23 protein-coding genes are annotated in these 26,502 nt (G+C 65.5%); 5 read left to right on the top strand and 18 right to left on the bottom strand.

Going from position 1 to position 26,502, the window contains the following annotated elements; translation table 11 throughout:
* Positions 1-9 precede the first annotated feature (9 nt).
* The 3 genes from ACIGJB_RS28875 to ACIGJB_RS28865 are packed head-to-tail and all read right to left on the bottom strand — an operon-like array spanning position 10 to position 3,835.
* The gene (locus ACIGJB_RS28875) at positions 10-2,253 is read right to left on the bottom strand and encodes a polysaccharide biosynthesis tyrosine autokinase (protein WP_483733353.1); all 2,244 of its coding nucleotides are present in this window, start codon (positions 2,251-2,253) and stop codon (positions 10-12) included.
* Positions 2,250-2,717, bottom strand: a complete 468-nt coding sequence (locus ACIGJB_RS28870; protein WP_483733352.1) for a low molecular weight protein-tyrosine-phosphatase — start codon at positions 2,715-2,717, stop codon at positions 2,250-2,252. The genes ACIGJB_RS28875 and ACIGJB_RS28870 overlap by 4 nt, the downstream gene beginning before the upstream one ends.
* A 14-nt stretch (positions 2,718-2,731) precedes the next feature.
* Positions 2,732-3,835, bottom strand: a complete 1,104-nt coding sequence (locus tag ACIGJB_RS28865) for a polysaccharide biosynthesis/export family protein (RefSeq protein ID WP_483734694.1) — start codon at positions 3,833-3,835, stop codon at positions 2,732-2,734.
* 406 nt (positions 3,836-4,241) lie between these two features.
* Here ACIGJB_RS28865 and ACIGJB_RS28860 point away from each other — a divergent pair, with 406 nt between their 5' ends.
* Positions 4,242-5,390, top strand: coding sequence for a glycosyltransferase family 4 protein (locus ACIGJB_RS28860; RefSeq protein ID WP_483733351.1), 1,149 nt, complete (start codon positions 4,242-4,244; stop codon positions 5,388-5,390).
* Between the two features lie 7 nt (positions 5,391-5,397).
* Here ACIGJB_RS28860 and ACIGJB_RS28855 read toward each other — a convergent pair whose 3' ends face one another.
* The 5 genes from ACIGJB_RS28855 to ACIGJB_RS28835 all read right to left on the bottom strand — a co-directional run bounded on the left by ACIGJB_RS28855 (position 5,398) and on the right by ACIGJB_RS28835 (position 13,216).
* Entirely contained in the window at positions 5,398-6,516 is a 1,119-nt protein-coding gene (locus ACIGJB_RS28855; RefSeq protein ID WP_483733350.1) for a glycosyltransferase family 4 protein, read from the bottom strand.
* Positions 6,504-8,534, bottom strand: a complete 2,031-nt coding sequence (gene asnB / locus ACIGJB_RS28850) for an asparagine synthase (glutamine-hydrolyzing) (protein WP_483733349.1) — start codon at positions 8,532-8,534, stop codon at positions 6,504-6,506. Before asnB ends, ACIGJB_RS28855 begins: the two co-directional genes overlap by 13 nt.
* A gap of 30 nt (positions 8,535-8,564) precedes the next feature.
* Positions 8,565-9,653, bottom strand: a complete 1,089-nt coding sequence (locus tag ACIGJB_RS28845; protein ID WP_483733348.1) for an NAD-dependent epimerase/dehydratase family protein — start codon at positions 9,651-9,653, stop codon at positions 8,565-8,567.
* Positions 9,654-9,678: 25 nt separating this feature from the next.
* Positions 9,679-10,956 (bottom strand): Vi polysaccharide biosynthesis UDP-N-acetylglucosamine C-6 dehydrogenase TviB, encoded by a 1,278-nt coding sequence (tviB, locus tag ACIGJB_RS28840; RefSeq protein WP_483733347.1) that lies wholly within the window; start codon positions 10,954-10,956, stop codon positions 9,679-9,681.
* A 265-nt stretch (positions 10,957-11,221) separates the two neighbouring features.
* Positions 11,222-13,216, bottom strand: a complete 1,995-nt coding sequence (locus ACIGJB_RS28835) for a polysaccharide biosynthesis protein (protein WP_483734693.1) — start codon at positions 13,214-13,216, stop codon at positions 11,222-11,224.
* 472 nt (positions 13,217-13,688) lie between these two features.
* Here ACIGJB_RS28835 and ACIGJB_RS28830 point away from each other — a divergent pair, with 472 nt between their 5' ends.
* Both ACIGJB_RS28830 and ACIGJB_RS28825 read left to right on the top strand, forming a co-directional pair.
* A complete protein-coding gene (locus tag ACIGJB_RS28830) occupies positions 13,689-14,885 on the top strand; it encodes a DegT/DnrJ/EryC1/StrS family aminotransferase (protein WP_483733346.1) in 1,197 nt (398 codons plus the stop codon).
* Between the two features lie 201 nt (positions 14,886-15,086).
* Complete coding sequence (locus ACIGJB_RS28825; protein ID WP_483733345.1) at positions 15,087-16,178, top strand: GNAT family N-acetyltransferase; 1,092 nt, start codon at positions 15,087-15,089, stop codon at positions 16,176-16,178.
* 5 nt (positions 16,179-16,183) lie between these two features.
* Here the strand turns inward: ACIGJB_RS28825 and ACIGJB_RS28820 are convergent, their stop codons facing one another.
* The 6 genes from ACIGJB_RS28820 to ACIGJB_RS28795 form a co-directional block, all read right to left on the bottom strand.
* Entirely contained in the window at positions 16,184-17,113 is a 930-nt protein-coding gene (locus ACIGJB_RS28820; protein ID WP_483733344.1) for a glycosyltransferase, read from the bottom strand.
* 81 nt (positions 17,114-17,194) lie between these two features.
* Positions 17,195-18,142, bottom strand: a complete 948-nt coding sequence (locus ACIGJB_RS28815; protein ID WP_483733343.1) for a response regulator transcription factor — start codon at positions 18,140-18,142, stop codon at positions 17,195-17,197.
* 703 nt (positions 18,143-18,845) lie between these two features.
* The gene (locus ACIGJB_RS28810; protein WP_483733342.1) at positions 18,846-19,157 is read right to left on the bottom strand and encodes a hypothetical protein; all 312 of its coding nucleotides are present in this window, start codon (positions 19,155-19,157) and stop codon (positions 18,846-18,848) included.
* Positions 19,158-19,200: 43 nt separating this feature from the next.
* The gene (locus ACIGJB_RS28805; RefSeq protein WP_041680323.1) at positions 19,201-19,326 is read right to left on the bottom strand and encodes a hypothetical protein; all 126 of its coding nucleotides are present in this window, start codon (positions 19,324-19,326) and stop codon (positions 19,201-19,203) included.
* A 363-nt stretch (positions 19,327-19,689) separates the two neighbouring features.
* Entirely contained in the window at positions 19,690-20,910 is a 1,221-nt protein-coding gene (locus tag ACIGJB_RS28800) for a cyanate transporter (protein WP_483733341.1), read from the bottom strand.
* Positions 20,911-20,914: 4 nt separating this feature from the next.
* Positions 20,915-21,373, bottom strand: coding sequence for a nucleoside deaminase (locus ACIGJB_RS28795; RefSeq protein ID WP_483733340.1), 459 nt, complete (start codon positions 21,371-21,373; stop codon positions 20,915-20,917).
* A gap of 162 nt (positions 21,374-21,535) precedes the next feature.
* On the opposite strand from ACIGJB_RS28795, the gene ACIGJB_RS28790 reads away from it, so the two are divergent.
* Entirely contained in the window at positions 21,536-22,420 is an 885-nt protein-coding gene (locus ACIGJB_RS28790; RefSeq protein WP_483733339.1) for a LysR family transcriptional regulator, read from the top strand.
* Here ACIGJB_RS28790 and ACIGJB_RS28785 read toward each other — a convergent pair.
* Complete coding sequence (locus ACIGJB_RS28785) at positions 22,413-22,577, bottom strand: hypothetical protein (RefSeq protein ID WP_483733338.1); 165 nt, start codon at positions 22,575-22,577, stop codon at positions 22,413-22,415. The two genes, ACIGJB_RS28790 and ACIGJB_RS28785, sit on opposite strands and share 8 nt — an antisense overlap.
* 263 nt (positions 22,578-22,840) lie before the next feature.
* Between ACIGJB_RS28785 and ACIGJB_RS28780 the strand changes: the two genes are divergently transcribed.
* A complete protein-coding gene (locus tag ACIGJB_RS28780) occupies positions 22,841-23,542 on the top strand; it encodes a phosphoribosyltransferase (RefSeq protein ID WP_483733337.1) in 702 nt (233 codons plus the stop codon).
* Positions 23,543-23,557: 15 nt separating this feature from the next.
* Here ACIGJB_RS28780 and ACIGJB_RS28775 read toward each other — a convergent pair whose 3' ends face one another.
* The 3 genes from ACIGJB_RS28775 to ACIGJB_RS28765 are packed head-to-tail and all read right to left on the bottom strand — an operon-like array spanning position 23,558 to position 26,408.
* Positions 23,558-24,064 carry a LeuD/DmdB family oxidoreductase small subunit gene (locus tag ACIGJB_RS28775; protein WP_483733336.1) on the bottom strand — a complete coding sequence of 169 codons (507 nt, stop codon included), beginning with the start codon at positions 24,062-24,064 and terminating at the stop codon, positions 23,558-23,560.
* 20 nt (positions 24,065-24,084) lie between these two features.
* A complete protein-coding gene (locus ACIGJB_RS28770) occupies positions 24,085-25,389 on the bottom strand; it encodes a 3-isopropylmalate dehydratase large subunit (protein WP_483733335.1) in 1,305 nt (434 codons plus the stop codon).
* Positions 25,386-26,408 carry a tripartite tricarboxylate transporter substrate binding protein gene (locus ACIGJB_RS28765; RefSeq protein WP_483733334.1) on the bottom strand — a complete coding sequence of 341 codons (1,023 nt, stop codon included), beginning with the start codon at positions 26,406-26,408 and terminating at the stop codon, positions 25,386-25,388. Before ACIGJB_RS28765 ends, ACIGJB_RS28770 begins: the two co-directional genes overlap by 4 nt.
* Positions 26,409-26,502 lie beyond the last annotated feature (94 nt).

Here is a 26,502-nt window from a genome sequence, read left to right as displayed (position 1 = left end):
ACGACCGTATCACGCGCGCTTCGAATTCACGTTGCCATATTCGCCAGAGTAACGATATTTGCCAAAGTAGTAGTGTGCCCGGTACCAGCGTCCTTCGACGTTCAGTCCGTTGAAGATCACGCCCCTGACCTCTCCGCCTGCCTGCTGGATCTCCCGCCGCGATGCGACCAGTTCGCTGATCGTGGTGCTTTCCGCACGGACGACCATGAACACGGCACCTGCCTTGCTGGCCAGGATACCGGCGTCGGAGGCCGCCAGTACGGGCGGCGTATCAATCAGGACCAGGTCATAGCGCGACTTGAGTTCGTCCAGCAAGGCGTCCATACCCGGACCCGACAGCAGGTCGGCAGCATGCGGTGGCTCGCTTCCCGTAGGGATGAAATCCAGTCCCGGCGCGACCTGCCGCCGTATCACGCGATCGAGCGGTGCACCCATCAGCAGCTCGGTCAGCCCGGGGCTGCGCTTGTCGTTGAAGCGGCGATGCAGTTCGCCGCGGCGCAGGTCTCCGTCAATGAGCACCACACGATGCCCGGCGGCCGCAATGGCGGCAAAGTTCGAGCAGACGAACGACTTGCCCACTCCGGGGGCGGGCCCGACAAAGACGACCACTTTGTTGTTCCTGCCAGTGATGGCGAACTGCAGTGCGGTCCGGAAGCTCCGCAGACATTCCGTGATCGGGTCATCGGGGTGCTCGGTCGCCAGCAGTCCCACGGGATTGCTCCCGACCGGATCGAGTTGCGACTGCTGTCCGCTGAACGGGATCGTCGAGTACACGATCATCCCGGTCTTCTCCTCGATTTCTTCCGCATCGGCCACGCCCCCGTTCAGTAGCTGGCGCACGATGACCAGCGAGAGTCCGGCCATCAGCCCGGACAGGACCGCAAGCATGCCGATCATCTTGCGATTGGGCCGCACAGGCTTTACCGGAACCTCCGCGGGGTCGACCAGGCGAGCCGTCCCCACCTTGCTGGCCCGCATCAGCCGCAGCTGCTGAACATCGTTGAGCGTGGATTGCAGCATCTCTGAGTTGACCTTGACATCACGCATCAGGCGCAGCACCTTCTGTTCATCGTCGGGAAGCTTCTGGATACGACCGGAAAGACTATTGAGTTCGCCGGTCAGGCCCGCTATCTGGCTGTCGATCAGGCCAATGGCGGGGTGGCCCGACGTGAAACGCGATGCCAGGTCCTGCCGTCGTTGCCTGAGCTCCTGCAGTTTCGTGTGGATCTGCACCTGTTGCGCCAGGAGCAGCTTGGATTCTTCATTCAGGTCCACGGTCCCGCGCTGGTTGCGCATGGCGTTGTACCGGGTCTCCGCGGCCTCCACCTGTTGGCGGAGTTCCGGCAGCTGCTGTTCCAGGAATGCCAGCGATTTTTCGGCTTCCGCTGCCTTGCGTCGCACGTTCTGGTCAACGTAGGCGTCGCCAATTTCATTGAGGATCTGGGCAATCGTATCGGGGGATTCGCCTTCCAGGGAGACGCCGATGACCCCGCTTTGCTTGCCTCGTTCGGCAATGGTCAGCCGCACCTGCAATTGCGCAATCGCATCGCCGCGCGAAATCCGCCGCAGCGTGAAGGCCGTACCCGCCTTGCTGTCCAGTTCGCTCACAAGAAGCGTCACGGGCCCCGCGGCAGTGGAAATCGACAGTGGCTCTCCCACCGTGCCCGTGGCGGTTGCGTTGTCGCTGGAAAATCCGACCCGGTAGTGGCGGTCTCCCAGGGCGGTCAGCAAGATCTTGCGGCCTTCCATGTTTGCCGGCACGTCCAGTTGCCGGACGGTGATCGATTCATGCCCCCAGGCAAAGCCACCCCAGCCGAACAGGCCAGGCGTCGACAGTTCGCGATTGAAGCTGGCGATGACCTTGCCGACCAACGGGAAGTAGCGAGGCTTCGCCTCGATGTAAAGCTGCAGGTTGTCGACCGCTTTGCCCACCACCATGCGGGAACGCAACAGCTCGACTTCGGCACTGGCTGTGGGCTTCACGTCCAGCATCGGAAAAATCCCGGCATTGAGCTTGCCGTTATTGGCGTTGGTGTTGCTGTTGGGCTCTTCCACCTGGACCATCACGTCGCTGCGGTAGATCGGGCTTGCAAGGACCGCGTAGAGGACGCCGATCCCGATGACGATGGCCGCCGTAACCAGGAACGTCCAGCGATAGCGCACCAGGACGTCAAGATAGGCCGTCACGTCGATCGACTTGCCATCGATGTCCCGGCCGCCGGACGTGTCATCGTGCATATCGACCGTTCTCATGGCGAATCTCCATCGGTTTTAGCGGCGGCTGAATCCGCCTCGAATTGCGTGAGCCATGTTTCGATGCCGTGCTTCATCAGCTCAAGCACGATACCGAACATGCTGGCGGAACAGCCGTAAGGATCCGGTACGTCCGCGTACACAAACTCGCAGATTCGATATGTTTTGCCCTGGGCGTGCGGGAAAAGATCCTCCAGCTGCCTGCGCTGCTCGCCATCCATCACAAGAATCAGCTCGGCGGTCGCCACCATGGCCGCGTCGACGGCGCGCGCGCGGTGGGCGGCAAGGTCGCACCCCTCGCTCGCAAGAAGCCTGACGGCGCGCGGATCTGCCTTGGCGCCGATCGGCGGGGCAAGACCCGCGGATGCAACTTCGCAGTCGGGCAAGGCTCGCCTGAACAGGCATGCAGCCATGGGACTGCGACAGACATTGCCGGTGCAGATGATAAGGATTGACCGGATCATGGCATGGCACCTGACTATTTGACGACGCTGGCGGTGCCGAGCACCGGTTGCGTGACGGGCAGCAGCAGGTTGATCACGCGGCTCCAGCGCACCAGGTCGCGCGCATCGACATAGACGACATCCTTGGGCTCAAGCTCGAAGCCCTCGGCGATGGCCAGCGCAACCGGCGAGTTGCCATCCAGGTGGTACACCTTCGGTTCGCCATCCGACATCTTGCGGATCACAAAGATCTGCTCGGCGTTGGCAGAGCCAGGGTTGACACCGCCGGCATCCCCCAACGCCTCGTTCAGGGTCATACGGCCATTTCGCATCAGCAGCGAGGTCGGACGCACCACTTCCCCCGTGACGAAGATCTTGTTGTCTTCCCGCTGCTCGACGCGAACAATATCGCCAGACTTCAGGAGGATCTGCGCAGGGTCCACGCCCTTGGCCAGTAGCGCAGGGATGTTGACATACCAGCTTTGCTCCCCGCGGGTCACGCGCACGCGGCTGTTGTCGCCGGTTTGGTTCAGTACGCCCCCGGCGCGATTGAGTGCCTCGACCAGCGTCATGGGCGCGTCGTCGATGGCCTGCATGCCCGGGACCTTGACTTCACCGTCTACGTACACACGCTGGCTGCGAAAACCCAGTACCCGAACGGTCATCTGCGGATCCCTCACCACGCGCGAGAGGATGCGAGCCATGCGGTCCCTGACTTGGCCTGCTGTCATGCCTGCCACATGCATCACGCCAGCATAGGGAAACTGGATGTCACCTTGCGCGCTGACCACGTACCCAGGCACATTGGACCCACCGCTGGACTGCGGAACCTCGAACGCCGCGCCGATGCTGTACGTTTGCGTAGGAAAGACCAGTTCGGGGTGGTCCCACACCACCACCGAAAGAATGTCGCCGGCGCCGATCCGATAGGGCTCTGGCTTTGCGAACAATTGTTCCACGCGTTCGTTATCCACCCTTGGCTTGCTCTTCAGTTCGCGCACGAGGTCCAGCGTGATCGGCGTCACGTTCGGCACGGCGTCGGGCCCGATCGCCGAAACCTTCGCCTTCGAATCGAAGTACATGCCGGGTGACGCCGCGCATGCACCGAGCAACATCACCGCGACGATCGCGGTCAACATTGACGCGGTGGCATGGCAGCGCCCTTCCAGGCCCAGCCAACCTGATTCCTTTCCTTCAGGGATCGCTCTCATAGCAGTCTCCTTCCTGGGTACGGCCGGACATCGCGCCCGTGCATGCCCGCCTTTGCATCGTAGGAAGGCACCGACCATGCTTCGGTGCGTTCTCGCACACTGAAGGGCCGCGACCAAGCCTGTGGCAGGACGCTCGCGCGGTACGAGGGGCGTTGCGCCCAACAGCGGCCAGCCATCCGCTTTCACCAGGGGCGAAGGACCGATTCGTTCGGCAACCCACCCACCGGTATTGAAGGACGGCGGCCTCGAACGGTAATCTGCGGGCAACGAAAGCCTCAGGTCGAACTGCAGGCCAAGCCATAGGACTCACCCCAAACGCACCCCTGTTAAGTCAATGAAAACCAGCACGCTTGCAGCCAATCTCGGCAATCAGGACCTCTCGGCTCCATTGGCATTGGAAGCCGGCACGGTACGCGTTCTGGTGCTGTCGAAGTACGGGCGGCTTGGAGCATCCTCGCGTCTGCGCGGGCTGCAGTTTCGCCCCTGGCTGGAGCAAGCCGGCTTGTCACTGACGGTGCAGCCACTGCTGTCCGATGCGTTGCTGGGCCAGCGCTACACCGGAGGCGGCTACGGGCTGGCGCCACTTCTCCATGCTTATGCGCGGCGCATGCTTGCGCTGGCCGGGCGGCGGAACTTTGATCTCGTCTGGATCGAGAAGGAAGCGCTTCCCTGGTTGCCAGCCTGGCTCGAGCGCGGACTGCTGAAGGGCGTGCCTTACATTCTCGACTACGACGACGCGCAGTTCCACGTCTACGATCTTCATCGCTCCGCGCTGGTTCGATTCTGGTACGGCCGTCGCCTCGATGCATTGATGGCTGGAGCGCGGCTGGTCACAGCCGGAAACGCCTATCTCGCGGAGCGCGCCAGGCGCGCAGGAGCGCGCTGGGTCGAGACGGTTCCGACTGTCGTTGACCTGAACCGCTATGGCATCCGGCGTCGGTTGAGCGAGGATCCGGCAGCACCATTGCGGCTCGTCTGGATCGGATCTCCCTCTACGGTCGGGTATTTGTCTACGCTGGGGGCGGCGTTGGCTTCGCTGAGCCCTGGTCGTGAATTTGTGCTTCGCGTGATCGGCGGCAGCGTCGCGATCCCGGGCGTGAAGGTGGAATGCTTGCCGTGGACGGAAGATACCGAGGCGCAATGTATCGCGGATTGCGATGTCGGGCTCATGCCCCTGCTCGATTCTCCGTGGGAGCGGGGCAAGTGCGGCTACAAGCTGATCCAGTACATGGCATGCGGCCTTCCGGTGATTGCATCGCCGGTCGGCGTCAACAACGAGATCGTGCGGGATGGCTTCAACGGATTCCTTGCGCGGGACGAAGCGGAATGGACTTCCCGGCTGTCACAGTTGCTGGATGACGGGCACCTGCGGCGCACCATGGGAACCGCGGGACGTGGGCTCGTCGAAAGCCTCTACTGTGTGCAGACGGTGATCCCGAGAATTGCGAACATGTTCTCGCAAGCCGCAACCTCGGGAAGGTGAACGGCGCTCAGCCGAATCCCATCTCGCGCAGCATCACCGCGTTGATCTTGTGAACGTCGTACTTGTACTCGGCGATCTGGCGTGAGCGCTGGCCCATGCGTTCGACCTGTTGCCAGTCCTCGATGAGGCGCATCATTGCGTGCTCCAGTTCGCCGGCGGACTTGACCGGCACCAGCAGGCCATTGTCGCCATCGACAACCGTCTCGCGGCAACCCGGTGCGTCGGTCGTGATAATGGGACGCCCCATCGCCATGGCTTCGAGCACGGCGCGCGGCGTCCCTTCGCCATAGGATGGCAGCACGAACACGTTGCAGTCGGCAATCGCGGGACGTACATCGGACAGGCGCCCAAGGAAATCGACGGTTCCGTCCGCCACCCACGCGTCCAGTTCATGCTGGGCGATCGCATCGGGGCTGGTATCGATCCAGCCTACCAGGCCGAAGCGGGCACCGGAGCGGCGTGCCCGGATGCGCCGGGCCGCTTCCGCATATTCCCGTACGCCCTTGTCGCCCAGCAGGCGGGCGACCAGCAGGAAGCGGGGACCGTCGTCGGGCAAGGGGGTCACCTGGAAGCTGGCGATATCGACGCCGGACCCATTGACGATACAGGACCGCTTGTGGCGGGCCAGTATTCCCGAACGTCGGAACAACGCCTCATCGTCAGGATTCTGGAAAAACGTAATATGGGCCTGCCTGAGCGCCAGCGTGTACAGCCGCAGGACCACCGCGCGCAGGCTGTTCCTGCCCTCTTCATTGCGGAAGGTGTAACCCAGCCCGGTGATCAGCGCGAAGCGGCGCGGTACGCGCGCAAGCCATGCAGCCAGGATGCCGTAGATCACTGGCTTGATCGTATAGCTCATCATGCAGTCGGGCCGGATGCTGCGCATCAGCCGATAAAGCGCGAACAGCGTGCGAAAGTCGGCGAGCGGGTTCTTTCCGGTTCGATCGAGCGGGAAATGGTGCACGACTACGCCGCGCGCTTCCAGCGCGACGCGTACCGGATGTCCTGCCACCAGGCCCGGCGCCGCGACGTGCATTTCCAGTCCACTATCCTGCAATGCTTCCATCAGCGGCCCGCGAAACGCGATCAGCGACTCTGCGTAGCTCGCGATCATCAGAAAGCGCATGCCAGCCTCCTATCGGATGTGGGGATATCGGTGAGCGGCGACGCGGTCCGCTCGGCTGCCTCGTGCCCCAGCCAGGCCTGGAACATGAGCACACACCATAGCGGATGCTGCCAGTTGCGCCGCCCGGACAGATGCTCGGTCCAACGCTGGCGTATCGGTTGCGGGTTCAGGTAGCCTTCCCGCCGCAGGCGCTGCTCGCTCAGAAGATCCTCGGCCCAGTCGCGCAGCGGGCCGCGCAGCCATGCGTCGATCGGAACGCCGAATCCCATCTTCGGCCGCTCGATCAGCGCACGCGGCACATAGCGGTCAAGCACGCGCCTGAGTACCCATTTGGTCGTGTAGCCGGCGTCCTCCTGCCGGATCTTGTAAGCCAGCGGCAGCCGCCAGGCAAACTCCACGACGCGGTGATCGAGGAACGGGATGCGCGTTTCAAGGCTTCGCGCCATGGCCGCGCGGTCGACCTTGGCGAGAATGTCGTCGGGCAAGTAGGTCAGCATGTCGGCCGCCATCATGCGTTCCACGTCGCCGAGCATCGCCAGTGCCGTTGCAGCAGGCGCAAGCAAGGTTGCCGGTTCCGTCCCGCCGATGACGATCGCATCCGGGCATTGCCACTGGGAGACCATGCCGCGATAGAGTTCATCCACGGAGCGCGCGGCCATGACGCCCGCGCCCTTGTGGATCTTCTCTCCCACATGGGACCAGCGCGATGCCATCGGCAGCAGCGCCGCGACGCGATTGATCTGACGCGGAGAGAGGCGGGTCAGGCCCCATGCCGCCGCGGCACGCAACGGACCGGGGATGCGGGCAAGCCGGCCCCACAGCTCTGCCGTGATCTGGTAGCGGTTATAGCCGCCGAACAACTCGTCTCCCGCGTCGCCCGAGAGGGATACCTTCACGTGCTGCCTGGCGAGTTCGCTGACCAGCAGCGTTGGAATCTGCGACGAGTCGGAGAATGGCTCGTCGTAGATCTCCGGCAATCGCGGAATCACTGCCATGGCATGCTCGGGCGACACATACAGTTCGGTGTGGCTGGTGCCCAGGTGGCGGGCGACTGCCTTGGCGTGTGCGGCCTCGTTATAGGCGGCGTCGTGGAAGCCGATCGAGAACGTGCGGATCGGCTGCGTCGACTGGGACTGCATCAGTGCGACCACGGTCGACGAATCGATGCCCCCGGAGAGGAAAGCGCCCAGCGGCACGTCCGCCATCATCTGGCGGCTCACAGCCTCTCGCAGCAGCACATCGAGACTGTCGACGGCTTCCTCGGGACTGCCCGTGAAAGGGTCCTGCCTGCCCTGCAGTGCCGCGGCGGAACCGGACCAGTAGGCGCGCAGAACGGGCTCGGGGGCCTGCATCGACACGGTCAGCAAGTGCGCAGGCGCAAGCTTGGCGATGCCCTGATAGATCGAATGCCCGCCGCTGACGTTGTTGTAGCGCATGTACAAACTGAGGGCGTTGCGGTCGATGCTGGCCTCGAACGCCGGGTGCGGGCGCAGTGCCTTGAGTTCGGATCCGAAGAGGAAGGTACGCGCCTGGCCCGAGCGCTGCCAGCCGTAGTAGAGCGGTTTCTCGCCCAGCCGGTCGCGCGCCAGCGTCAGCGAATGCGTCTGGCGGTCCCACACGGCAAAGGCAAACATGCCGACGGCGCGCCGGAGCGTGGCATCGGCGCCCCACGCGTCGATGCCGGCAAGCAGCGTCTCGGTGTCGGAGTGCCCTCGCCATCGTGGGGCAGCCCCTGCGCCTTCGAGTTCGGCGCGTATGTCGGGATGGTTATAGATTTCGCCATTGAACGCGATGACATAGCGGCCGCTCGCCGAAATCATCGGCTGTTGTCCGGCGGGCGACAGATCGACAATCGCGAGGCGCCGGTGCGCAAAGCCGAATGGGGCGGCAGGATCGCACCAGAGGTCGCCATGGTCCGGCCCCCGGTGAAGAATCCGCTCGCCCATGCGGGTCAGCAAGATCGCACGATCCTCCAGGGAACCCGGGATACCGCCAAGAAATCCAGCAAATCCGCACATCGCGCTCGTCCGTTTTGTCTTCTGTGCCGCTCAGGCGTCCTGCGTCCGGTGCAACCGCACATACCAATGCATGGCCTCGGCCAGTCCGTCGCCAATGCGGTGGGTGGGCTGGTATCCGAGCAACCGTTGCGCCTTGCCGATGTCCGCCTGGCTGTGGCGCACGTCGCCTGCGCGGAAGGCCCGGTAAGTGGGCTCCGTGTTCGCGGGGATGCCGTAGGGGCGAAGCCCGTCGCGCAGAAGCTGGAACAGCGTACTCAGCGTGGTGCGGTCGCCGACGGCGACGTTGTAGACCAGGCTTTCCGCGTCCCCGTCGCTACTGAGCGCGGCCAGCAGGTTGGCCTGCACGGCGTTCGCCACGTAGCAGAAGTCGCGGCTCGTTTCGCCGTCGCCATTGATGTAGACGGTCTCGCGTCGCAGCAATGCGGAGATCCACCGCGGAATCACGGCAGCGTAGGCGCCGTTCGGATCCTGGCGCGGACCGAACACATTGAAGTAGCGCAGTCCGATGGCACGCAAGCCGTAGCAGCGCCCGAAGACGTCGGCGTACAGCTCGTTCGTGTATTTCGTGACCGCGTAGGGGCTCAATGGCTTGCCGATGCGGTCTTCGACCTTGGGCAAGCCAGGGTGGTCGCCGTAGATGCTGCTGCTCGCGGCGTAGACGAAAGCACGCACGCCGGCGTCGCGCGCCGCGACGAGCATGTTCAGGAATCCGCTGATGTTGACGCTGTGGGTCGCGATGGGGTCTTCCAGGCTGCGCGGCACGGAACCCAGCGCGGCCTGGTGCAGCACGAAGTCGACCGGATAGCCGCTCGCGCCGGGCGTTCCTTCGCGCTCCCCCGAACGAAAGCCCATGGCGCTCCGGCAATGCCCGAGGTCCCGGATGTCGCCTTCGATCAACTGGAAGTTTTCCCACTGCGCGGGAGATACCAGCGCCTGGACTTCAAGCAGGTTGCGGCGGTGGCCGGTCGAAAAGTTGTCCAGTCCAACCACGCGCTGGTTCAGGCGCAGCAAGGCTTCCAGCAAGTTGCTGCCGATGAATCCGGCCACTCCAGTCACCAGCCACGTGCACGGGCTGGCAACCAGGTCGGTCCTGAAATTCGCATAGGTGTTGGATTCCATGTGAGCGCTTGCTGAAAGTTCGCTGCTAGAGGCGGGCGTCGACATCGCTGCGCGGCAGAATGCCCTTTACGTCGAACAGCACGGCGTGCGATTTGCCAAAGGCCCGGATCGCCCGCACCCCCATCGTGACAAACTGATGATGTGGCACCGCCAGTACGATGGCATCGTACTGATCATGGCGCGGAAGTTCGCGCAGGCAAGCCAGGCCATACTCGGCTTCGGCTTCTTCGACATCGATCCAGGGGTCGTAGACGTCGATCGTGGCGTTGTAGCCGCGCAGCGTGGTCACGATGTCGACTGCCTTCGTATTGCGAACGTCGGGGCAGTTTTCCTTGAAGGTGAGACCGAGCATGAGGATGCGGCTGTCCAGCACGGAAATGCCCCGGCGCAGCATCAGTTTCACCAGCTCGTCGGCGACATGGATAGCCATCCGGTCGTTGATACGCCGGCCCGCCAGGATGACCTGCGGGTGATAGCCCACCTCCTGCGCCTTATGGGTGAGATAGTAGGGATCCACGCCTATGCAATGTCCTCCCACCAGTCCCGGACGGAAAGGCAGGAAGTTCCATTTCGTGCCGGCTGCCTTCAACACCTCCAGCGTGTCGATGCCCAGCTTGTGGAACAGCAGGCTGAGTTCGTTCATCAACGCGATATTCACGTCGCGCTGGGTGTTCTCTATCACCTTTGCGGCCTCCGCCACGCGAATGCTGCTGGCCCGATGCGTACCGGCCACAATGATCTTGCGGTAAAGCTCGTCGATGGCCTCGCTCACCTCGGGCGTGCTGCCACTGGTGACCTTGCGGATGTCCGGGAGCCGGTGTTCCTTGTCCCCCGGATTGATGCGCTCCGGACTGTAGCCGCAATAGAAATCCACATTGAACTTCAAGCCGCTGTGTTGTTCGAGCAGCGGTACGCAGACTTCTTCGGTCGCGCCGGGATAGACTGTCGATTCATAGATCACGACAGCGTCCTGTCCCATGACGCGGCCCACCGTCTCGCTGGCGCGCACCAGCGGCGTGAGGTCCGGTCGCTTCGCCCTGTCCACAGGCGTTGGCACCGTGACGATAAAGACCTGGCAGCCCTTCAGATCCGCAGGATCGCAGGAGTACTGCAGGCAGCGTGCGCTGCGTAGTTCGTCGTGACTGACCTCGAGCGTCGCGTCCTGTCCGCCACGCAACTCGTCAATGCGTACAGCATTGATATCGAAGCCTACGACCGGGCGTTGTTTGCCGAACTCCACTGCAAGCGGCAGGCCGACATAGCCCAGGCCGATGATGGCAATCTTTGCGTTGCTGAGGTCCATGACCGAAATCTCCGTGATGAGTGGGCCTGGCGGCATGGATGTGGACTTTTAAAGAATTATCGCGGGCAGGCGGCGCCCCGTGCGCAGGGGTTCGTGTCTTGGCGTACAAACGCAGGGCGGTTGAGGACGATCAAGGGCGATAGAAGGCGATCGGGCTCGCGTGGGTCCGGTGCGCCCGTGACAGGTCCGGCTGCTGCGAGCGGAAACGGGTGCTCCTGGTCGCGGGGTGCATCCGCGGCCAGGCGGACTGATGCGCGTGCCGTCGTCAGGAGCTTCCAGGGATTCCGGAGATGCCGACTTGCGCGGGCTTCAGGTTGAGCACGGGCAATGGTGTCGGTTGCCGGGTCTCGTCCGCAACCGCGCCACTGTCGCGCGGTGTGTCGAGCGAACTGTAGGGCGCGTATTCGGGGACCAGGCTTTGCACGGCCACCTGGATGGCAAGCTCATCGCGGGTTTCGCAGGCGGCCAGCAGCTTGCCCAGTTTCTCGCGATACTCCGCTTCGTCCATGGATGGCTCGTGCGAACACATGATGCGTTCATGCTCGCTTGGCGTCACGTCGCCCCCGATCAGCAACTCCTCGTAGAGCTTCTCGCCCGGGCGCAAGCCGACAAACTTGATTTCGATATCGCCCGCGGGATTCTTGCGTGTCTTCTCCACAAGTCCGGACATCTCGATCATGGTGCGGGCAAGGTCAGTGATCCGGACCGGTTTTCCCATGTCGAGGACAAAGACCTCTCCGCCCCTGGCCATGGCGCCGGCCTGGATGACCAGCTGCGCCGCTTCGGGAATCAGCATGAAGAAGCGGATGACGTCGGGGTGCGTGATGGTCACAGGGCCGCCGCTGCGGATCTGTTTGCGGAACAGTGGCACGACCGAGCCGGACGACCCCAGTACATTGCCGAAGCGAACCATCGAGAAGGTGGTGCCGGTATTCGGCCGTGAAGCGGCGGCCTGGAATGCCAGCTCGGCAATGCGCTTGCTGGCGCCCATGATGTTGGTTGGACGTACGGCCTTGTCCGTGGAGATCAGGACACAGGTCTTTACGCCAAAGTGATCGGCCATGTTGGCGATCGTCGCGGTCCCGAGGACGTTGTTGCGAATGCCCTCCGACATGTTCGACTCAACCATCGGAACGTGCTTGTAGGCCGCGGCGTGATAGACGGAGTCGATGCGCTGGCCGCGCATGGCGGCTGCCACGGCTTCGACGTCGCAGACCGAGCCGATGCGCGCGACGATCCGCAACTCGGGAAACGCGCGCCGCAATTCCTGCTCGATGACATAGAGTGCGAATTCGGAATGATCGAAGAGGATGAGCTTGCTCGGTTCCCTGCTGGCGATCTGCCGGCATAGTTCGCTGCCGATGGAGCCGCCCGCGCCGGTAACCATCACGACTTTCCGGTGGGTGCACCTGGCAAACAGCTCTTCGCGCGGCGGCACGATATCCCTGCCCAGGAGATCTTCGATCTTGATGTCGCGGACCGACTGCATGGTGATCTTGCGGTCGACGAGTTCCAGCAACGTTGGCAGTGTCCGCACACTGACCGCGTACTTGTGCAACTTGTCTACGATCTGCTTGCGACGCTTGATGGAGAGAGAAGGCACCGCGAGCACGACTTCATTGATCCCCAACTGGTTGATATGGTCCTTCATGTGGTCGCTGAAATACACAGGCAGATCAGAGAAGATTTTCCTGTCGAGCGTGAGGTCGTCGTCGAAGAAGCAGACGAGGCGGTGGCCGGAACTGGCACGCATGGCGGCGGCCAGCTGCGCCCCGGCTTCACCTGCACCAAAGATGGCGACCCGCAGCACATTGCGGTCGCCAGTCTGTTTGCGCTGTTGGGCGCGTGTGATCACGGCCCGCGCCAGGAAGCGGGAGATGACGACGTATGAGAACGCGATGAACCAGTAGATCAGGAGGCCGGTCCTGGGAAGATGGCCGATCGCCACCAGGTAGGACAGGGCGTAAGTGAGGACGACCAGGCAAGCCAGGCTTGCACCGGAGACCCACAGGACCCTGAGGTCGAAGTATCGAACCACCATTCGATACAGTCCGCTGAGCGAGAAGACAGGAATTGTGCAGGCCGCGATGATCAGCGAAGGCAGGAACCCGTACTGCTGCAGGAGTTCGGTATTGCCGGCGCGCAGGAAGAGCGCCAGGGAGAAGCACACGGGGAGGGCAATCAGGTCCGCGCAGATCATCAGCGCGATCTTTTGCCGGCGAGGAAGGGACGTTAGCCAGACGGGGGGGTAGATCCTCATTTTCGGCAGCTCTTTTTCTACCGGACCTTGAGCAGGGCGGCTCCGGTCGAACCGCTCGCTTTCAGTTCCGACCTGCCACCGAAGTCCCGGCGCCGTCTTGCAGAGCGCGACAGCTGACTTCTCGGTGGCGTCAAGGCGAGTACAGGAACGTTGCGAAAGCAGTCCGCCTGGATCTGCCTTCCTTAGCGACATTATTCATGCGTTGCCGGTCACCGGAAGCGGCGCTGTGTTCGCTGCCGAACGCAGCGTGCCACCGATGAGGCGCAGAATCGGAATCGTTCAAAGGCGTCGCAACGCGCAGGCGTCAGCCGGGTGGCTCTCATTCACCTGGCTAGCTTCATCGAGCCGTGCAACTCTGGTTAGATGAGAAGCGAAGGGGCTGTGGCTACCGACATCCCTGTCTCAAGCTGAGAGAGAAAAGGCGCCACAGCGTCGCGGACGCTCCCGTTGAGAGGGACGAGAGAGAGGATCTATGCTCGACACGCAATTTTCCCCCTGGCCGAGTTTTACTCCGGAAGAAGCTGAAGCGGTTGGCCAGGTTCTCTTGTCCAATCGCGTCAATTACTGGACCGGATCGGAGTGCCGCCAGTTTGAATCCGAGTTCGGCGCCTGGGCGGGCGCCAGGTATGCCATTGCCCTGGCCAACGGCACGTTGGCACTGGACCTTGCGCTCAAAGCCCTCGACATCGGAGCGGGCGACGAGGTGATCGTGACGCCCCGCACTTTTATCGCCAGCATATCGTGCGTTGTCAACGCCGGCGCCACCCCTGTGTTTGTCGATGTGGACGAAGACAGCGGGAACATCTGCGCATCGACGATTGCGCCGGCATTGACTTCCCGTACCAAAGCGATCCTCTGCGTCCACCTGGCAGGATTGTCCTGCGAGATGGACGACATCATGGCACTGGCCCGGTCGCATGGACTGAAGGTGATCGAGGATTGCGCACAGGCGCATGGCGCCCGGTACAAGGGTCGATCGGTCGGCACGATCGGTGACATCGGCGCATGGTCCTTCTGCCAGGACAAGATCATGACCACGGGCGGGGAAGGCGGCATGGTCACGACCAATGACCGCGAACTGTGGTCGCGCATGTGGTCATTCAAGGATCATGGCAAGAGCTGGGAGGCGGTCTACGAGCGCGAGCACCCGGCGGGGTTTCGCTGGGTACACGACTCGTTCGGCACGAACTGGCGCATGATGGAAGTGCAGGCCGCGATCGGCCGCATCCAGTTGCGGCGGATGCCGCAATGGCACGCGCAGCGAACGTCCAACGCCGCCATGCTCACAGAGGCCTTGCGCGCTTGTGCCGCATTGAGGCTGCCTGTGCATCCCTCCCATATGCAGCACGGCTGGTACAAGTTCTACGCCTTCGTGCGTCAGGAGGCTTTGCGTGACGGGTGGACCAGGGATCGGATGATTGCGGAGATCAATGGACAGGGCGTGCCGTGTTATGCCGGCAGCTGTTCCGAGGTCTATCTTGAAAAGGCGTTCGACGGCACCGGGTTGAGGCCTCGGCACAGACTGCCGGCTGCCCGGGAACTCGGCGAGGCCAGCCTGATGTTCCTGGTGCACCCCACGCTGACGGACGCGCAGATGCACAAAACCGCCGAAGTCGCCGTACGGGTAGCCTCGCGCGCAGTGTCCTGCGAGGCGTCGGTGGACCGATGAGAGGCGCTGCGCTGCAGCGAATCCGTGATGCTTCGCTGCAATGCTGGGCGTGGAGGCGGGGCGCGATGGCCATCGCGGATTGCCGCCCTGCACGAGAACTCGGTCCGCACATTCATGTCTGTATTCAGGAACAGGTGGAGTCCGGGTGAGAGCCCGTTCCACCATGTCAGCGAGTCCTGATACGTTTTCGAAGGGGGAGCGATGATTCGAGTCAAGTTCCTTGGGACCGCCTCTTCAGAATGGGCCGCTGCGCTGCAGCGATGTCCGCACGATTGCTACCAGCTCCCTGGCTGGATGCAGGCGGCCGAGTTTGCCGATGGCGGCAAGGCACGCGCCATCTACGCGACCGACGGAGAGCGCGAATTGCTCGTACCGATCATTCGAAGAAGCGTCGATGCTGACTGCTGGGACGCGGTTTCGCCTTACGGGTATGGCGGCCCGGTCTACACGGATGACTGTTCCCGCGACTTCATCGATGCAGCCTTGCGTGCGATCGTCAAGCGCCTGCGTGAGACGGGTTGCGTTTCGTGGTTCATTCGCTTGCATCCATTGCTGAATGCTGACTGGGAGAGCTCCGTCGGCGAGCTCGTCGAGCAAGGCATGACTGTGTCCATCGACTTGACCAAGAGCGAGGAAGAGCACTGGCGGGAGATGCGCACCGATCATCGGCGGAATATCACCAAGGCGCTCAAGGCGGGCGTGACGGCCCATATCGATCGCGATTTTAATGCACTGCCGACGTTTATCCGCCTCTACAATGAGACGATGCGTCGTTTGGGCGCCGCGCCAGGCTACTTCTTTGACGAACGCTACTACTACGCGCTGGTTGCCGAGGCAGGCGCCAACCTGAGACTCTTTGTGGCCGAAGAGGCCGGGGAAATCATCGGCGCCACGCTGTTTTCGGTGGCGTGGGATGCTGGAATTCTCCAGTACTATCTCGTCGGGACAGACCAGCGATACCAGCATCGGCACCCCAGCAAAGTCATGACGCACGCTGCCCGCAATTGGGGACGGGAACGAGGTCTCAAGCGCCTTCACCTGGGTGGCGGGGTCGGCGGATCGTCGCTGGATTCTCTGTTCAGGTTCAAGCGGGGATTCTCTCCCGATACCCATGTTTTCAAGACGCAGCGCGTGGTTGTCCATCCGGAGCGATATGTGCTGCTATGCGGTGGCGATGAGTCGGTCCTGTCTCATTTGGAGGGGTATTTCCCCGCGTATCGACGCGACACCGCAGACGCCGTGGATCACGGCGTCGAAGAAGCCCTCGCTGCGAGCGGGGCTTGCTCGCGATAGGCCCGTCAGGCTGCAGTGCCTGGAAGCCGTGCCCGGTCGTCGAGTTCCGGGTACTCGTGGCCACATTCGCGCAGCAGTCTCCGGAATTGGCCGATCGTGCGCCAGGCGGTGGCTGCGCCTTGCAAGCCCTCTGTCCTGACACACCTCCCCAATATGTCGCTCCATGCCAGCAGAACGAACGCCAGCGCCGTGAAGGGTCGGTGCAGGAGATGCTTGTAGCCCGAAAACATCGCATAAAGCCGCGAAGCATCGCTGAGCTGCGCTTCGTCGGCAAGCGACGCCCTGGCGACACTCCGGTTCACCGCGCTGGGCACCAGTTCAATCCGATGCCCCCGCGCATGGACCGCATGATCGACCAGCTCCACCGTGTCATATCCGCACGAGAGCTGTTCATTGAAGCGCCCCGGATCGAACAGCCGTCGCGGGAACACCGCGCAATGCAGCAACACCGACCGCGGCCGTTCTCCGCACCGGTATTCCGGTGACGGATAGCCGAGGAATGAAGCCTTGCAGGGCCTGCAGCAGCGACCGTCCCGCATCTCCATGCCGGTCAGGATCAACGGCGCTACCGCTTCTCCAACCTGCGCGCGATGGATATAGTCATCGGCGATCCGCTCCGCCATCTGCTGCAAGAAGGTCTCGCCCAGCAGCGTCGTGTCGTCGATGAACAGCACGTGCGAGCCGGTCGCGACGCGCACGAGCCGGTTGCGGTTTGCCGCGGGCGTGCGCCTTGGCCCTTCGAGATACGGGATCGCGGCATACTGCTCGCGCATCATCCGCCGCGTGTCGTAGTTGCTGCTGTCGTCAGACACCAGGATCTCGTGCGGCGGCATGGTCGATGCCAGGACCGAGCGCAAGGTCTGGCGCAGGCCGTCCGGATTGTCGCGCGTGCAGATGCACACGGAAAACGTGGGCAGGAAAGTGCTGGCAGGCATGGCTGACCCCTTCAATCCCCGGCTTGGCCCGGGACAGCGCCGGCCCGCTTGTCTCGCGGGTCTCGGCGTCGGTGCTGGCGTTCAGAGCGTCGGGCTTGCGGCCTCGTAGACGGCCGCTTCGCTATGGCGCGCGATCACGGGGCGCATGCTGCTGTCCCGCGTCACGCGCTCGTCGCCGCTCACCCATTCGAGCGTGGCGCCACGCTGCAACGCGGCGTAGACGGCTTCGCCCTTGTTGCGCACCTTGAGTCGCTGGTAGAGCGTGCAGGCATGGCTCTTCACCGTGGCCACGGAGATGTTCAGCATGCGGCTGACGGTCTTGATCGGATAGCCGCGCGCCAGCAGCACCAGCACCTCGTACTGGCGCGGCGTGATCTTGAGCATCTCGGCTTCGTCGTAGCTCGGCTCGGCCTGGGCCAGCGGCTCTTCGACCGGGCGCGCGCTGCCCGACAACGGCAAGCCAGGCTTGAGCCCGGTGAGGTCGCGCACGGCAACGCTGCTGCGCATGCCGCTGCGCGGCGCGCTGGCGCACGTGGCCAGCGAAAGCTGTTCGGGCAACGCCGTGGCCGGCAGCGGCGTGGCGGACGCCAGCGATTGCGCGACCGGCAGGGCCGGGCGCGATGCCGATGGCAGGGTACCGGTCTCGGCGCTGAACAGCAGGCCTTGCACGGCGGAAACCGCGAGCCGGATGGCGGCCTCGATGACCGCCAGCGATGCCGATTTGGGCAGGCACCCGCAGACGCCGCGCGCGCTTTGGGCATCGGGCATGTGCAGTGGCAACTGATCGGCGAGGATCAGGATGCGCTGGGGCGAAAGGCGTTCGCGAGCGACTTGCAGTTGCGCCCATCCGCTGCGGATGTCGGTGGGCATGCCGAAGACCAGCAGGTCTGCGTTGTGCGGCACATTGTCGTGTCGTCCGAGCTCGTCAGGCGCGAGCGCCGCAACATGACCCGAATCCTGGATGTTCTCGAGCATCTGCAGCAGCCCGAGACGGAGCAAAGGATGCTCCTCGATCAGCAAGGCGTTCATTTGTTTCACTCCCCGTTACTCGGGAGGGAATGCGGGCGCTTTGCGTGTGGGAGACATGACGCGGCAAGCGGGCGCGCGCTGCGTTCCGCTGCTGCCTTGACCCCCGTGCTTCCATGTCCGGCCTGTTCCCTTATCTGCTCGGAACTTGTCGGCGGCTGGAAGATGACCCGAACCCAAACCCGAAAATTACTCACTCCTAAATCGGCTTAAAACCATCTTATGGGGTGGTGGTATGGATTGCAAGCGGCGCTAATCGGCGGGGAGGGAGGGCGTAATGAAGCGAGCTTCATAATACCCGCCGAAAATCCCTCCAAATGGTGGGGGAATGTTGTGAAGGCGCCATGCCGGCGCCCGCGCGCAACCGTATCAGATCTGAGACATCGCTTTGCGGGGTGGTTACAGGCCTGCAACCGATTTGATTATTAGTGGGCTTGCCGTGCCGGATTTATAACCCCTTCGGGGGGATAAAAGAAAATCAAGGGTTATTTAGTGACGCAATTATGAAACGGTCCGAATTACCCGTGTTTACCCATATCTGCGTCTTTTGATGCGCATGCCTGCGCATGCGGTCTAGTGCTTCTGGATGAGAGGGCACTGCCACTTCGGGATGAGGCCGGAGCAGCGTGCGGCGCAGCCGCTCCGTGGCCTTGCCACCAACCTGTCGCGCCGAGGCGGCCCGGCTGGCGCCGCCTCGGCGCGACCCTCAACGCGTCCAGTAGCCGGGGCGCATGACCCAGCCGTGCGGGCCCTGCACCCAGCGGTCCGGCACGTAGCGTTGACCGGGGCGTTGCGCGTGCCAGTAGCCGCCGCGCCAGTCGTAGTGTCCGCCGCGGGACACCCAGTGGCCGGGCACCCAGGCCTGGCCGGGGCGTGCCGGTGGGCGGGCTTCGTAGCGCGGCGCGGGCGGCGGGTGGCCATAGGCGCGGGGACCGTCATGGGCTTGCGCGGGGCTGAGCAGGCCGAAGGTGCCTCCGGCGGCGAGGACGGCTGCGGCGAGAAGGATCTGGCGTTTCATTTTGGTTCTCCTGGTGTCGGGTGGACGGACCGGGCCGTAGGGATCAGTAGCGGTCGTGGTAGTAGTGGTAGCGGGGCGGCGGGCCGCCGCGCGGCGGTACCACGATGCAGGCGGAAAGCAGGGCTGCGGTGGTCGACAGCAGCACGGCCAGGCAGAGGGCGCGTTTCATGTGGGGCTCCGGATCGTTCGCGTTGAACACGGCTTCAATGTAGCGACGCGGCCCCGCGCTGCGTGCTTGCACTTGTAAGTCTGTCTCACATGACGCATGCGTGGCGCGGTGGCCGGAGCTGCCCGGTGGTATCGCCTGCAAAGCCTTGCGGCACAAGGCATTGGCGCAAACGTGCAGGCGCCGCCCGGGTGCCTGCCGTGTCCGGCCAAGGGGTAATGTGGCGTTACATCGGAAATAAGTCTTGCAAAGGATTCGGCGTGCGCGGCCATCCCGCGATGGCTCGCACGCCGCCGTGGCGGCGGCGCAGTCTTACGCAGAATCGGGTACGCCCGAGCATTCGGGCGTCAGGTTGGCGGCAGGCGGCTACGCCGGATGCGGAGCGGCGCCGGCCATGGACCTGGCGTAGCGCGCCGGGTCCAGGCGCATGGTGAGTGCCGCCACCAACGCCACGCAGCCAAGGTGGTACCACCACCCCATCACGAAATCGCCGGTGTGCGAATGCAGTGCCGCGGTGATCCACGGCGCCAGCGAGGCCAGCAGGAAGCCGCCGCCCTGCATCAGCGCGCTCAGTGCGCCCGCGCCGTCGGGGTCGGGCAGGTGGTCAAGCGCCACCACCAGGTACAGCGCGAAGCAACCGCCCAATCCAGCGCCGCCAATGGCGGCCCAGGCATAGGGGGACCATTCGGGCCACAGCGCCAGGCCGGCAAAACCCACGGCCTGCATGGCCAGGGCCGCAGCCATCCACCAGCGGCGGTCCTGCCGGCTGGCGGCTAGCGTAGGCAGCAGCAGCGCGGCGGCGGCCTGGGCCACCGCCATCACGGCCACCAGGCTGCCGCTGCGCGCCACGCTCCAGCCATGCTGCTGGTAGAACGGCGCCAGCCACGCCACGAGCGAGGCATAGCCGCCGTTCATCGCGCCGAAGCAGGCCATCAGCATCCAGGTGCGGCGGCGGCGCAGCAACTGGCTGGCCGGCCGGTGCGCGGCACGGGCAGCGGACGGGGCTGCTGCTGGGGCCGGCAGCGCCCGCCAGGCCAGGACAAGCGCCGCCGCGGTGGGCAGCGCCCACCAGGCCAGGCCTTGCTGCCACGCGCCGGACAGGTCCGAGATCAGCGGGGCCAGCTGCGCGCCGAGCGCGCCGCCGCCCATCAGCGCGGCCGAATACAAACCCATGACCGGGGCCACGCGCCGCGGGAATTCCTGCTTGATGATGCCCGGGAAGGCGGCCTGCACCACGGCCACGCCAAGCCCGCACAGGGCGGCGGTGGCCACCAGGATCGCGCCATCGGCCGCCAGCGCGCGCAGCGCCGATCCCAGGCACAGGGTGGCCAGCGCGACCAGCACCGCGCGGCGTGCGCCGAGCCGCTGGCGGATGGCCGGGGCGGCAAACGCCCCGGCACCCATCAGCAGCATGGGCAGCAGCGTCAGCCAGGCCATGCCTTCGTAGTCCAGCCCCGTGCCGGCGCGTATGGTGGCGGCCAGCGGCCCGACGGCGGTCAGGAACGGCCGCAGGTTCAGGCCGATCGCCACGACCGTGGCCAGGATCAGCCAGCGCGGCGGCGCACGGTGCGAGTCGTCGAACGGCATGGCTTCAGGCGCGCGGCGCACGCGAGCCGTAAAGCTGTGCGGCGGCGATGTCCACCGGCACCCGCTGCAACGGCAGCGGCGGCGGCACCAGGGGCAGGCGCAGCGCCTGGTAGGCGGCTTCGCTGGACAGGCCGTAGGGCGCTGCGTCGTTGTTGTCGAAGGCGTAGTAGACCGCCTGCACGCCGGCCATCGTCATCGCGGCCAGGCACATCGGGCACGGATGGCCGCTGGCATAGACCACGCTGCCGCGCAGGTCCGGCCGGCCGAGCTTGCGGGCGGCGGCGCGCAGCGCTTCCATCTCGGCATGCGTGGTCGGGTCGTGGCTGTGGACGATGTCGTTGACGCCGGTCGCCACGACTTCGCCGTCGATCGCCAGCAGCGCGCCGAACGGGCGGCCGCCGCGGTTCCGGTTGATCAGCGCGAGGTCGACGGCTTCGCGCATGAGTTGTTCGTGGGTTGCCATAGCGTAGCGAAAGTAAGCGCCGGCTCACCGTACGTGCCGTCAACGCGGCCTGCGGGGAGGGGGGCGCAAATGAGGGAGAGCCGTCAATCTACGCCGTGGCTTGGCAATTGGGAAATTAAATGATGAAATCCCCGGCAGTGGAAAACCCAATACCTGATCGCCGTGCATGACGCCCGCCTCGATCCCGCGCTGTTGCAGAGCTTTGTCGCCGTGGCCGAGAGCGGCAGCTTCACGCGCGCGGCGCAACGCGTTCACCTGACCCAGTCGACGGTCAGCCAGCAGGTGCGCAGGCTGGAGGAGCAGCTGGGCTGCCCGCTGCTGGACCGGGGTGGCCGCTATGTCACGACCACGCCCGAAGGCGAGCGCCTGCTGGGCTACGCGCGACGCCTGCAGCAGCTGATGGCCGAAGCCGTGGAGCAGGTGCGGCAGACGTCAGGCCAGGGCGAGATCCGGCTGGGGGTGCCGGAGGATTTCGCGGCGCAGCCGCTGACGGCGATGCTGGCGGGGTTTGCGGATACCTGGCCGGGGATCCGGCTGGAGGTCACCAGTGGTCTCAGCCACGATCTCTGGCAGCGCTTCCAGGACGGCGAACTGGACCTGGCACTGGTCAAGCAGCGCGTCGGCCATGCGGCCGGCATGGCGTGCTGGCCCGAGCCGCTGGCGTGGATCGACAGCCGCACGCGCCCGGCCGTGGCGCGCGACCCGGTGCCGCTGGTGGCGTTCCCGAGCGGCGGCCTCTACCGGGGCGAGATGACGCACGCGCTCGACGCCAGCGGGCGGCGCTGGCGCATCGGCTTCGTCAGCGCCAGCCTGGCCAGCATCAGCGCGGCCGTGGCCGACGGGCTGGGCATCAGCCTGCTGCCGCGCCGGCTCGCAGGGGCGCCGCATCGGCTGCTTGACGACCAGCCGTGGCTAGGCGCCGTACCGGCCATCGAACTGACGCTGCATGCGCAGCCGGAGCCCTCCGCCGCCGCGCGCGACATGATGGAGCGGCTGGTCGCGCTGTGCGACCAGGCCATGGGCGCGAGCGCGGCGCCGCTCAGCTGAAGAACTCGCGGAAGTACCCGGCGCAAGTGCCGGTCTGGCGGAAGGTGTAGGGCAGTTCGACCATGGCGGCGGCGTCGAGCGACCCGAACGGGATGTCCGGCTCGTTGTCCGGGCGGGTGATGTCTTGTTCCTTGCTGTCAGGGTGCTGCGAAGTCATGTCAGGCTCACTGGTGGCGATGAGTTGGGCGGGGTTGCCGCCTGACCCACATCCTAGCGGGCTTGCCGCCGGCGATCAGCCTGCCGCAGTGCAACACACTGTTGCCGTGTTGCGTCCAATGCGCAGCGCCCATGGCGGCGGGGTGCAACGCCGGGGACAGACTATAGTGGCTTAGGGGGTTCGGTCCTGCCCCATGTGTCGAACTCGCCCACCACACCCACACGCCCATATGCCGACAGCCGGCCACCCTGCAGGAGCGCGCCATGCCATTGCCGCCGTGCTTTGCCGACCGACGTGAGGCCGGCCTGTACCTTGGGCGCCGCCTGGCCGAACTCGGTGTGGGCCAGCCGCGCGACGGCGTGCCCGCGCTGGTGCTGGCGCTGCCGCGCGGCGGCGTGCCGGTGGCGTTCGAGGCCGCGCGCGCCATCGGTGCGCGGCTGGACGTGCTGCTGGTGCGCAAGATCGGCGCGCCGGGCTATCCCGAACTGGCGCTCGGCGCCGTCGTGGAAGGCGATGCCGGACGGGATCCGCATACCGTCGTCAATGACGATCCGTGGGTGCGGCGCACGGTCGAAAGCGGGAGCTTCGCCGCTGAACGCGGGCGGCAGATCGACGAGATCGTGCGGCGCCAGCAGCGCTACCGTAATGGCGCACCGCTGCCGCGCCTGGCGGGGCGCACGGTGATCGTGGTCGACGATGGCGTGGCGACCGGCGCCACCATGCGCGCCGCGCTCGAAGGCCTGCGCATGGCAGGCGCCGCGCCGGTGATCGCCGCCGTGCCGGTTGGGGCCGCAGACGGGCTGGCCAGCCTGGAAGCCGCCGCCGACCAGGTGATCTGCCTGAACACGCCGGCCAGCTTCGGTTCGGTGGGCGCGTTCTACCTCGACTTCACCCAGACCAGCGACGAAGAAGCCCTGGCGCTGCTCAGAGAGGCAGCCAACTGGCCGCCGCAGGGGCCGACATAGGCGTCGGGCCGGGTCTCAGCCGCGCGCCAGCCTGGCCTGCAGATGCGGGATCAGCCCGCCCGCGCTCAGGATCTTGCGCAGGAATGCCGGCACCGGTTCGCAGGCGACGGTGGTGCTGTCGTCCAGCAGCAGCACCGCGTTGTCCAGGTCGACCCGGGCCGCCGCGCCATCCGCGAGCCGGCTGGTGTCCGGGCAGACCAGCACCGGCAGGCCGAGATTGATCGCATTGCGGTAGAACAGGCCGCCAAACGATGGCGCCACCACGGCTTGCACGCCCAGCTGGCGCAGTGCCTGCGGCGCCTGCTCGCGCGACGAGCCGATGCCGAACTTGGCACCCGCTACCACCACGTCGCCGGCGCGTACCTGGCCGGGAAATTCCGCACGCAGGCTTTCGAGGCAATGCGAGGCCAGGACCTCCGGCGCGGCCTTCATCCATACCGCCGGCGCCATGGCGTCGGTATCGATGTCGTCGCCAAAGCGCCAGATGCGGCCGGCGCGCGCGGGGAGGGAAGGCTCGCTCATGCGGAAAAGGAAAACGGGGTTCAGAGCAGGGTACGGGGATCGGTGATGCGCCCGGTCACGGCGCTGGCCGCCACCGTCAGCGGCGAGGCCAGCCAGACGGCGCTGCCGGCATCGCCCATGCGCCCGGAAAAATTGCGCGCGGTCGAGGCAATGGCGCGGCTGCCGGCGGGAAAGCGCGCGGCGCCATAGCCGGCACAGGCACCGCAGGCATTGGGCAGCAGTTCGGCGCCCGCTTCGGCCAGGATGGCGAGGGTGCCCTCGCGTTCCGCCTGCTGCTGGTCGCGCACCGAGGCGGGCGCCACCTGCAGGCTGACGCCGGGCGCGACGCGCCGGCCCCGCAGCATCTGCGCCGCCATGCGCAGGTCATCCAGCTTGGCGCCGGTGCAGGCGCCAAGGTAGGCAATCTGCACCGCTTCGCCGGCCGCCTGCTCCACCGGCGCGCTATTGGCCGGCGAATGGGGCGCGGCCACCTGCGGCGCCAGCGCGCCGGCATCGAAGACATGGGTGGCCAGCAGTGGCGCGCCGGCGTCAGTGCGCCACCAGGCCAGGTCGATGCCGGCCAGCGTCGACGCCGGCACGCCCGCCGCCGACAGCCACTCCAGCGTGGTGGCGTCGGGCGCGACCAGGCCGGTCTGCGCGCCAAGCTCGGCGCTCATATTGGCCAGCGTCATGCGTTCCTGCATGGAAAGGGCCGCCACCGCGCTGCCGGCGTACTCGACGGCTTCATAGCGGCCGCCGCCCAGGCCCAGCCGCGCGCACAGGAACAGCATCATGTCCTTGGCGCAGACGCCGGGCGCCAGCGCGCCGTCCCATTGCAGCCGGATGGTCTGCGGCACGCGCAGCCAGATTTCTCCGGTGGCCAGCACGCCGGCCATCTCGGTGGCGCCGACGCCGAACATGTAGGCGCCGAACGCGCCGCCAGTCGGGCTGTGGCTGTCGCCGCCGACGATCAGGCGGCCGGGCAGCACATGTCCGTGCTCGGGCAGCACCACATGGCAGATGCCCTCGCCGTCGATCAGGTGCGCGCCGCTGCGGCGTGTCCAGTCGCGCGTGAAGTGCAGGATCGCTTCGGCCGAGGGATCGCCGGCCGGCACGAAATGGTCGGTCACGACCACGTAGCGCGACGGATCCCACACGGTGACGCCCAGCGTCTCCAGCAGCGGCGCGACACGGCGCGGACCGCTGGAATCGTGCGACATCGCCAGGTCGACCCGGCACATCGCCAGCGCGCCCGGCTCGACATGCGCCTGCCCCGCGGCGCGCGCCACCAGCTTCTGGGCCAGCGTGGCCGGACGGGCGGGCGCCGGGGCTGCGGCCACGTTCATTCCGAGGTGGCCCCCGAATACTTCACCACAGCGGCCCAGCGCTTCACGTCCTGCTTCACGAACGCGGCGAAGGCTTCCGGCGTGGTGCCGAGCGGCTGCGCGCCGTCCGCTTCCAGGCGCTTGTGCACCGCCGGCGCCTCCAGGCCCTTGTGGGCCGCCTGGTAAAGGGCCTGGGTCACGTCTGCCGGCAGCCCGGCCGGTCCGAACAGGCCGAACCAGGCGCTCGATTCAAAGCCCTTGACGGTGGCGCCGATCGGCGCGGCGCCCGGGAACTGCGGCAGCGGCGCGGGGCTGGTCACGCCCAGTACCTTGAGCTTGCCCGCGCGCACGTGCGGCAGGACATTGAGCGTGCTCGCGAACATCAGGTCGCACTGCCCGGCAAGCAGGTCCGTGATGGCCGGCGCGGTGCCCTTGTACGGAATGTTCACGATGTACGTATGGGTCATCATCTTGAACATGTCGCCGGCCAGGTGCACCGACGAACCGACCGAGCCGATGGCGAAGTTAAGCTTGCCGGGCTGCGCGCGCGCCAGCCGGATCAGTTCGGGGACGTTGTTGGCGGGCAGCTTTGGATTCGCCACCAGCACGCTGGGCACCGTCGCCACCAGCGTGATCGGCGTGAAGTCCTGCAGCGGATCGAACGGCAGCTTCTTGTAGAGCGTCGCGTTGATGGTATGGCTGGTGAAGCTCATCAGCAGCGTGGACCCGTCAGGCGCGCTCTTGGCGACCAGGTCGGCGGCGATGTTGCCGCCCGCGCCGGGGCGGTTCTCGACCACCACCGGCTGGCCCAGTTGCTGCGACATTTCTTGCGCGATGCTGCGCGCCAGCGTGTCGGTGGTGCCGCCGGCCGGGGCCCCGACCAGGATGCGGATGGCCTTGCCGCCGGCGATCTGCGCATCCGCCGCCATCGGGACGGCGCACAGCGCCAGCACGCAGGCGCCTGCAGCGGCACGAAGCGCACGAAATCGGGTGGCGAGTGAACGTCTGCGGGTAGACGTGCGCGGACGGAACGACGGCATGACGGCAGCTCCTTGCGAAAAGTGAAAAAGTGATCACGAATGCGCATTATCGCCCGGACCGCGCTCGCGTGGGGCGGTCCCGATGGCGTGGCAG

This window comes from Cupriavidus sp. C2SS-8b, assembly GCF_057073745.1.
The sequence above is the reverse complement of the archived record's forward strand: the minus strand, read 5'-3'. Positions and strand labels throughout refer to the sequence as shown.

Bases quoted from the DNA above. Each gene is read 5' to 3' on its own strand.
- ACIGJB_RS28875 (WP_483733353.1), bottom strand. From the start codon at position 2,253: ATGAGAACGGTCGATATGCACGATGACACGTCCGGCGGCCGGGACATC.
- ACIGJB_RS28870 (WP_483733352.1), bottom strand. From the start codon at position 2,717: ATGATCCGGTCAATCCTTATCATCTGCACCGGCAATGTCTGTCGCAGT.
- ACIGJB_RS28865 (WP_483734694.1), bottom strand. From the start codon at position 3,835: ATGTTGACCGCGATCGTCGCGGTGATGTTGCTCGGTGCATGCGCGGCG.
- ACIGJB_RS28860 (WP_483733351.1), top strand. From the start codon at position 4,242: ATGAAAACCAGCACGCTTGCAGCCAATCTCGGCAATCAGGACCTCTCG.
- ACIGJB_RS28855 (WP_483733350.1), bottom strand. From the start codon at position 6,516: ATGCGCTTTCTGATGATCGCGAGCTACGCAGAGTCGCTGATCGCGTTT.
- asnB (WP_483733349.1), bottom strand. From the start codon at position 8,534: ATGTGCGGATTTGCTGGATTTCTTGGCGGTATCCCGGGTTCCCTGGAG.
- ACIGJB_RS28845 (WP_483733348.1), bottom strand. From the start codon at position 9,653: ATGGAATCCAACACCTATGCGAATTTCAGGACCGACCTGGTTGCCAGC.
- tviB (WP_483733347.1), bottom strand. From the start codon at position 10,956: ATGGACCTCAGCAACGCAAAGATTGCCATCATCGGCCTGGGCTATGTC.
- ACIGJB_RS28835 (WP_483734693.1), bottom strand. From the start codon at position 13,216: ATGAGGATCTACCCCCCCGTCTGGCTAACGTCCCTTCCTCGCCGGCAA.
- ACIGJB_RS28830 (WP_483733346.1), top strand. From the start codon at position 13,689: ATGCTCGACACGCAATTTTCCCCCTGGCCGAGTTTTACTCCGGAAGAA.
- ACIGJB_RS28825 (WP_483733345.1), top strand. From the start codon at position 15,087: ATGATTCGAGTCAAGTTCCTTGGGACCGCCTCTTCAGAATGGGCCGCT.
- ACIGJB_RS28820 (WP_483733344.1), bottom strand. From the start codon at position 17,113: ATGCCTGCCAGCACTTTCCTGCCCACGTTTTCCGTGTGCATCTGCACG.
- ACIGJB_RS28815 (WP_483733343.1), bottom strand. From the start codon at position 18,142: ATGAACGCCTTGCTGATCGAGGAGCATCCTTTGCTCCGTCTCGGGCTG.
- ACIGJB_RS28810 (WP_483733342.1), bottom strand. From the start codon at position 19,157: ATGAAACGCCAGATCCTTCTCGCCGCAGCCGTCCTCGCCGCCGGAGGC.
- ACIGJB_RS28805 (WP_041680323.1), bottom strand. From the start codon at position 19,326: ATGAAACGCGCCCTCTGCCTGGCCGTGCTGCTGTCGACCACCGCAGCC.
- ACIGJB_RS28800 (WP_483733341.1), bottom strand. From the start codon at position 20,910: ATGCCGTTCGACGACTCGCACCGTGCGCCGCCGCGCTGGCTGATCCTG.
- ACIGJB_RS28795 (WP_483733340.1), bottom strand. From the start codon at position 21,373: ATGGCAACCCACGAACAACTCATGCGCGAAGCCGTCGACCTCGCGCTG.
- ACIGJB_RS28785 (WP_483733338.1), bottom strand. From the start codon at position 22,577: ATGACTTCGCAGCACCCTGACAGCAAGGAACAAGACATCACCCGCCCG.
- ACIGJB_RS28780 (WP_483733337.1), top strand. From the start codon at position 22,841: ATGCCATTGCCGCCGTGCTTTGCCGACCGACGTGAGGCCGGCCTGTAC.
- ACIGJB_RS28775 (WP_483733336.1), bottom strand. From the start codon at position 24,064: ATGAGCGAGCCTTCCCTCCCCGCGCGCGCCGGCCGCATCTGGCGCTTT.
- ACIGJB_RS28770 (WP_483733335.1), bottom strand. From the start codon at position 25,389: ATGAACGTGGCCGCAGCCCCGGCGCCCGCCCGTCCGGCCACGCTGGCC.
- ACIGJB_RS28765 (WP_483733334.1), bottom strand. From the start codon at position 26,408: ATGCCGTCGTTCCGTCCGCGCACGTCTACCCGCAGACGTTCACTCGCC.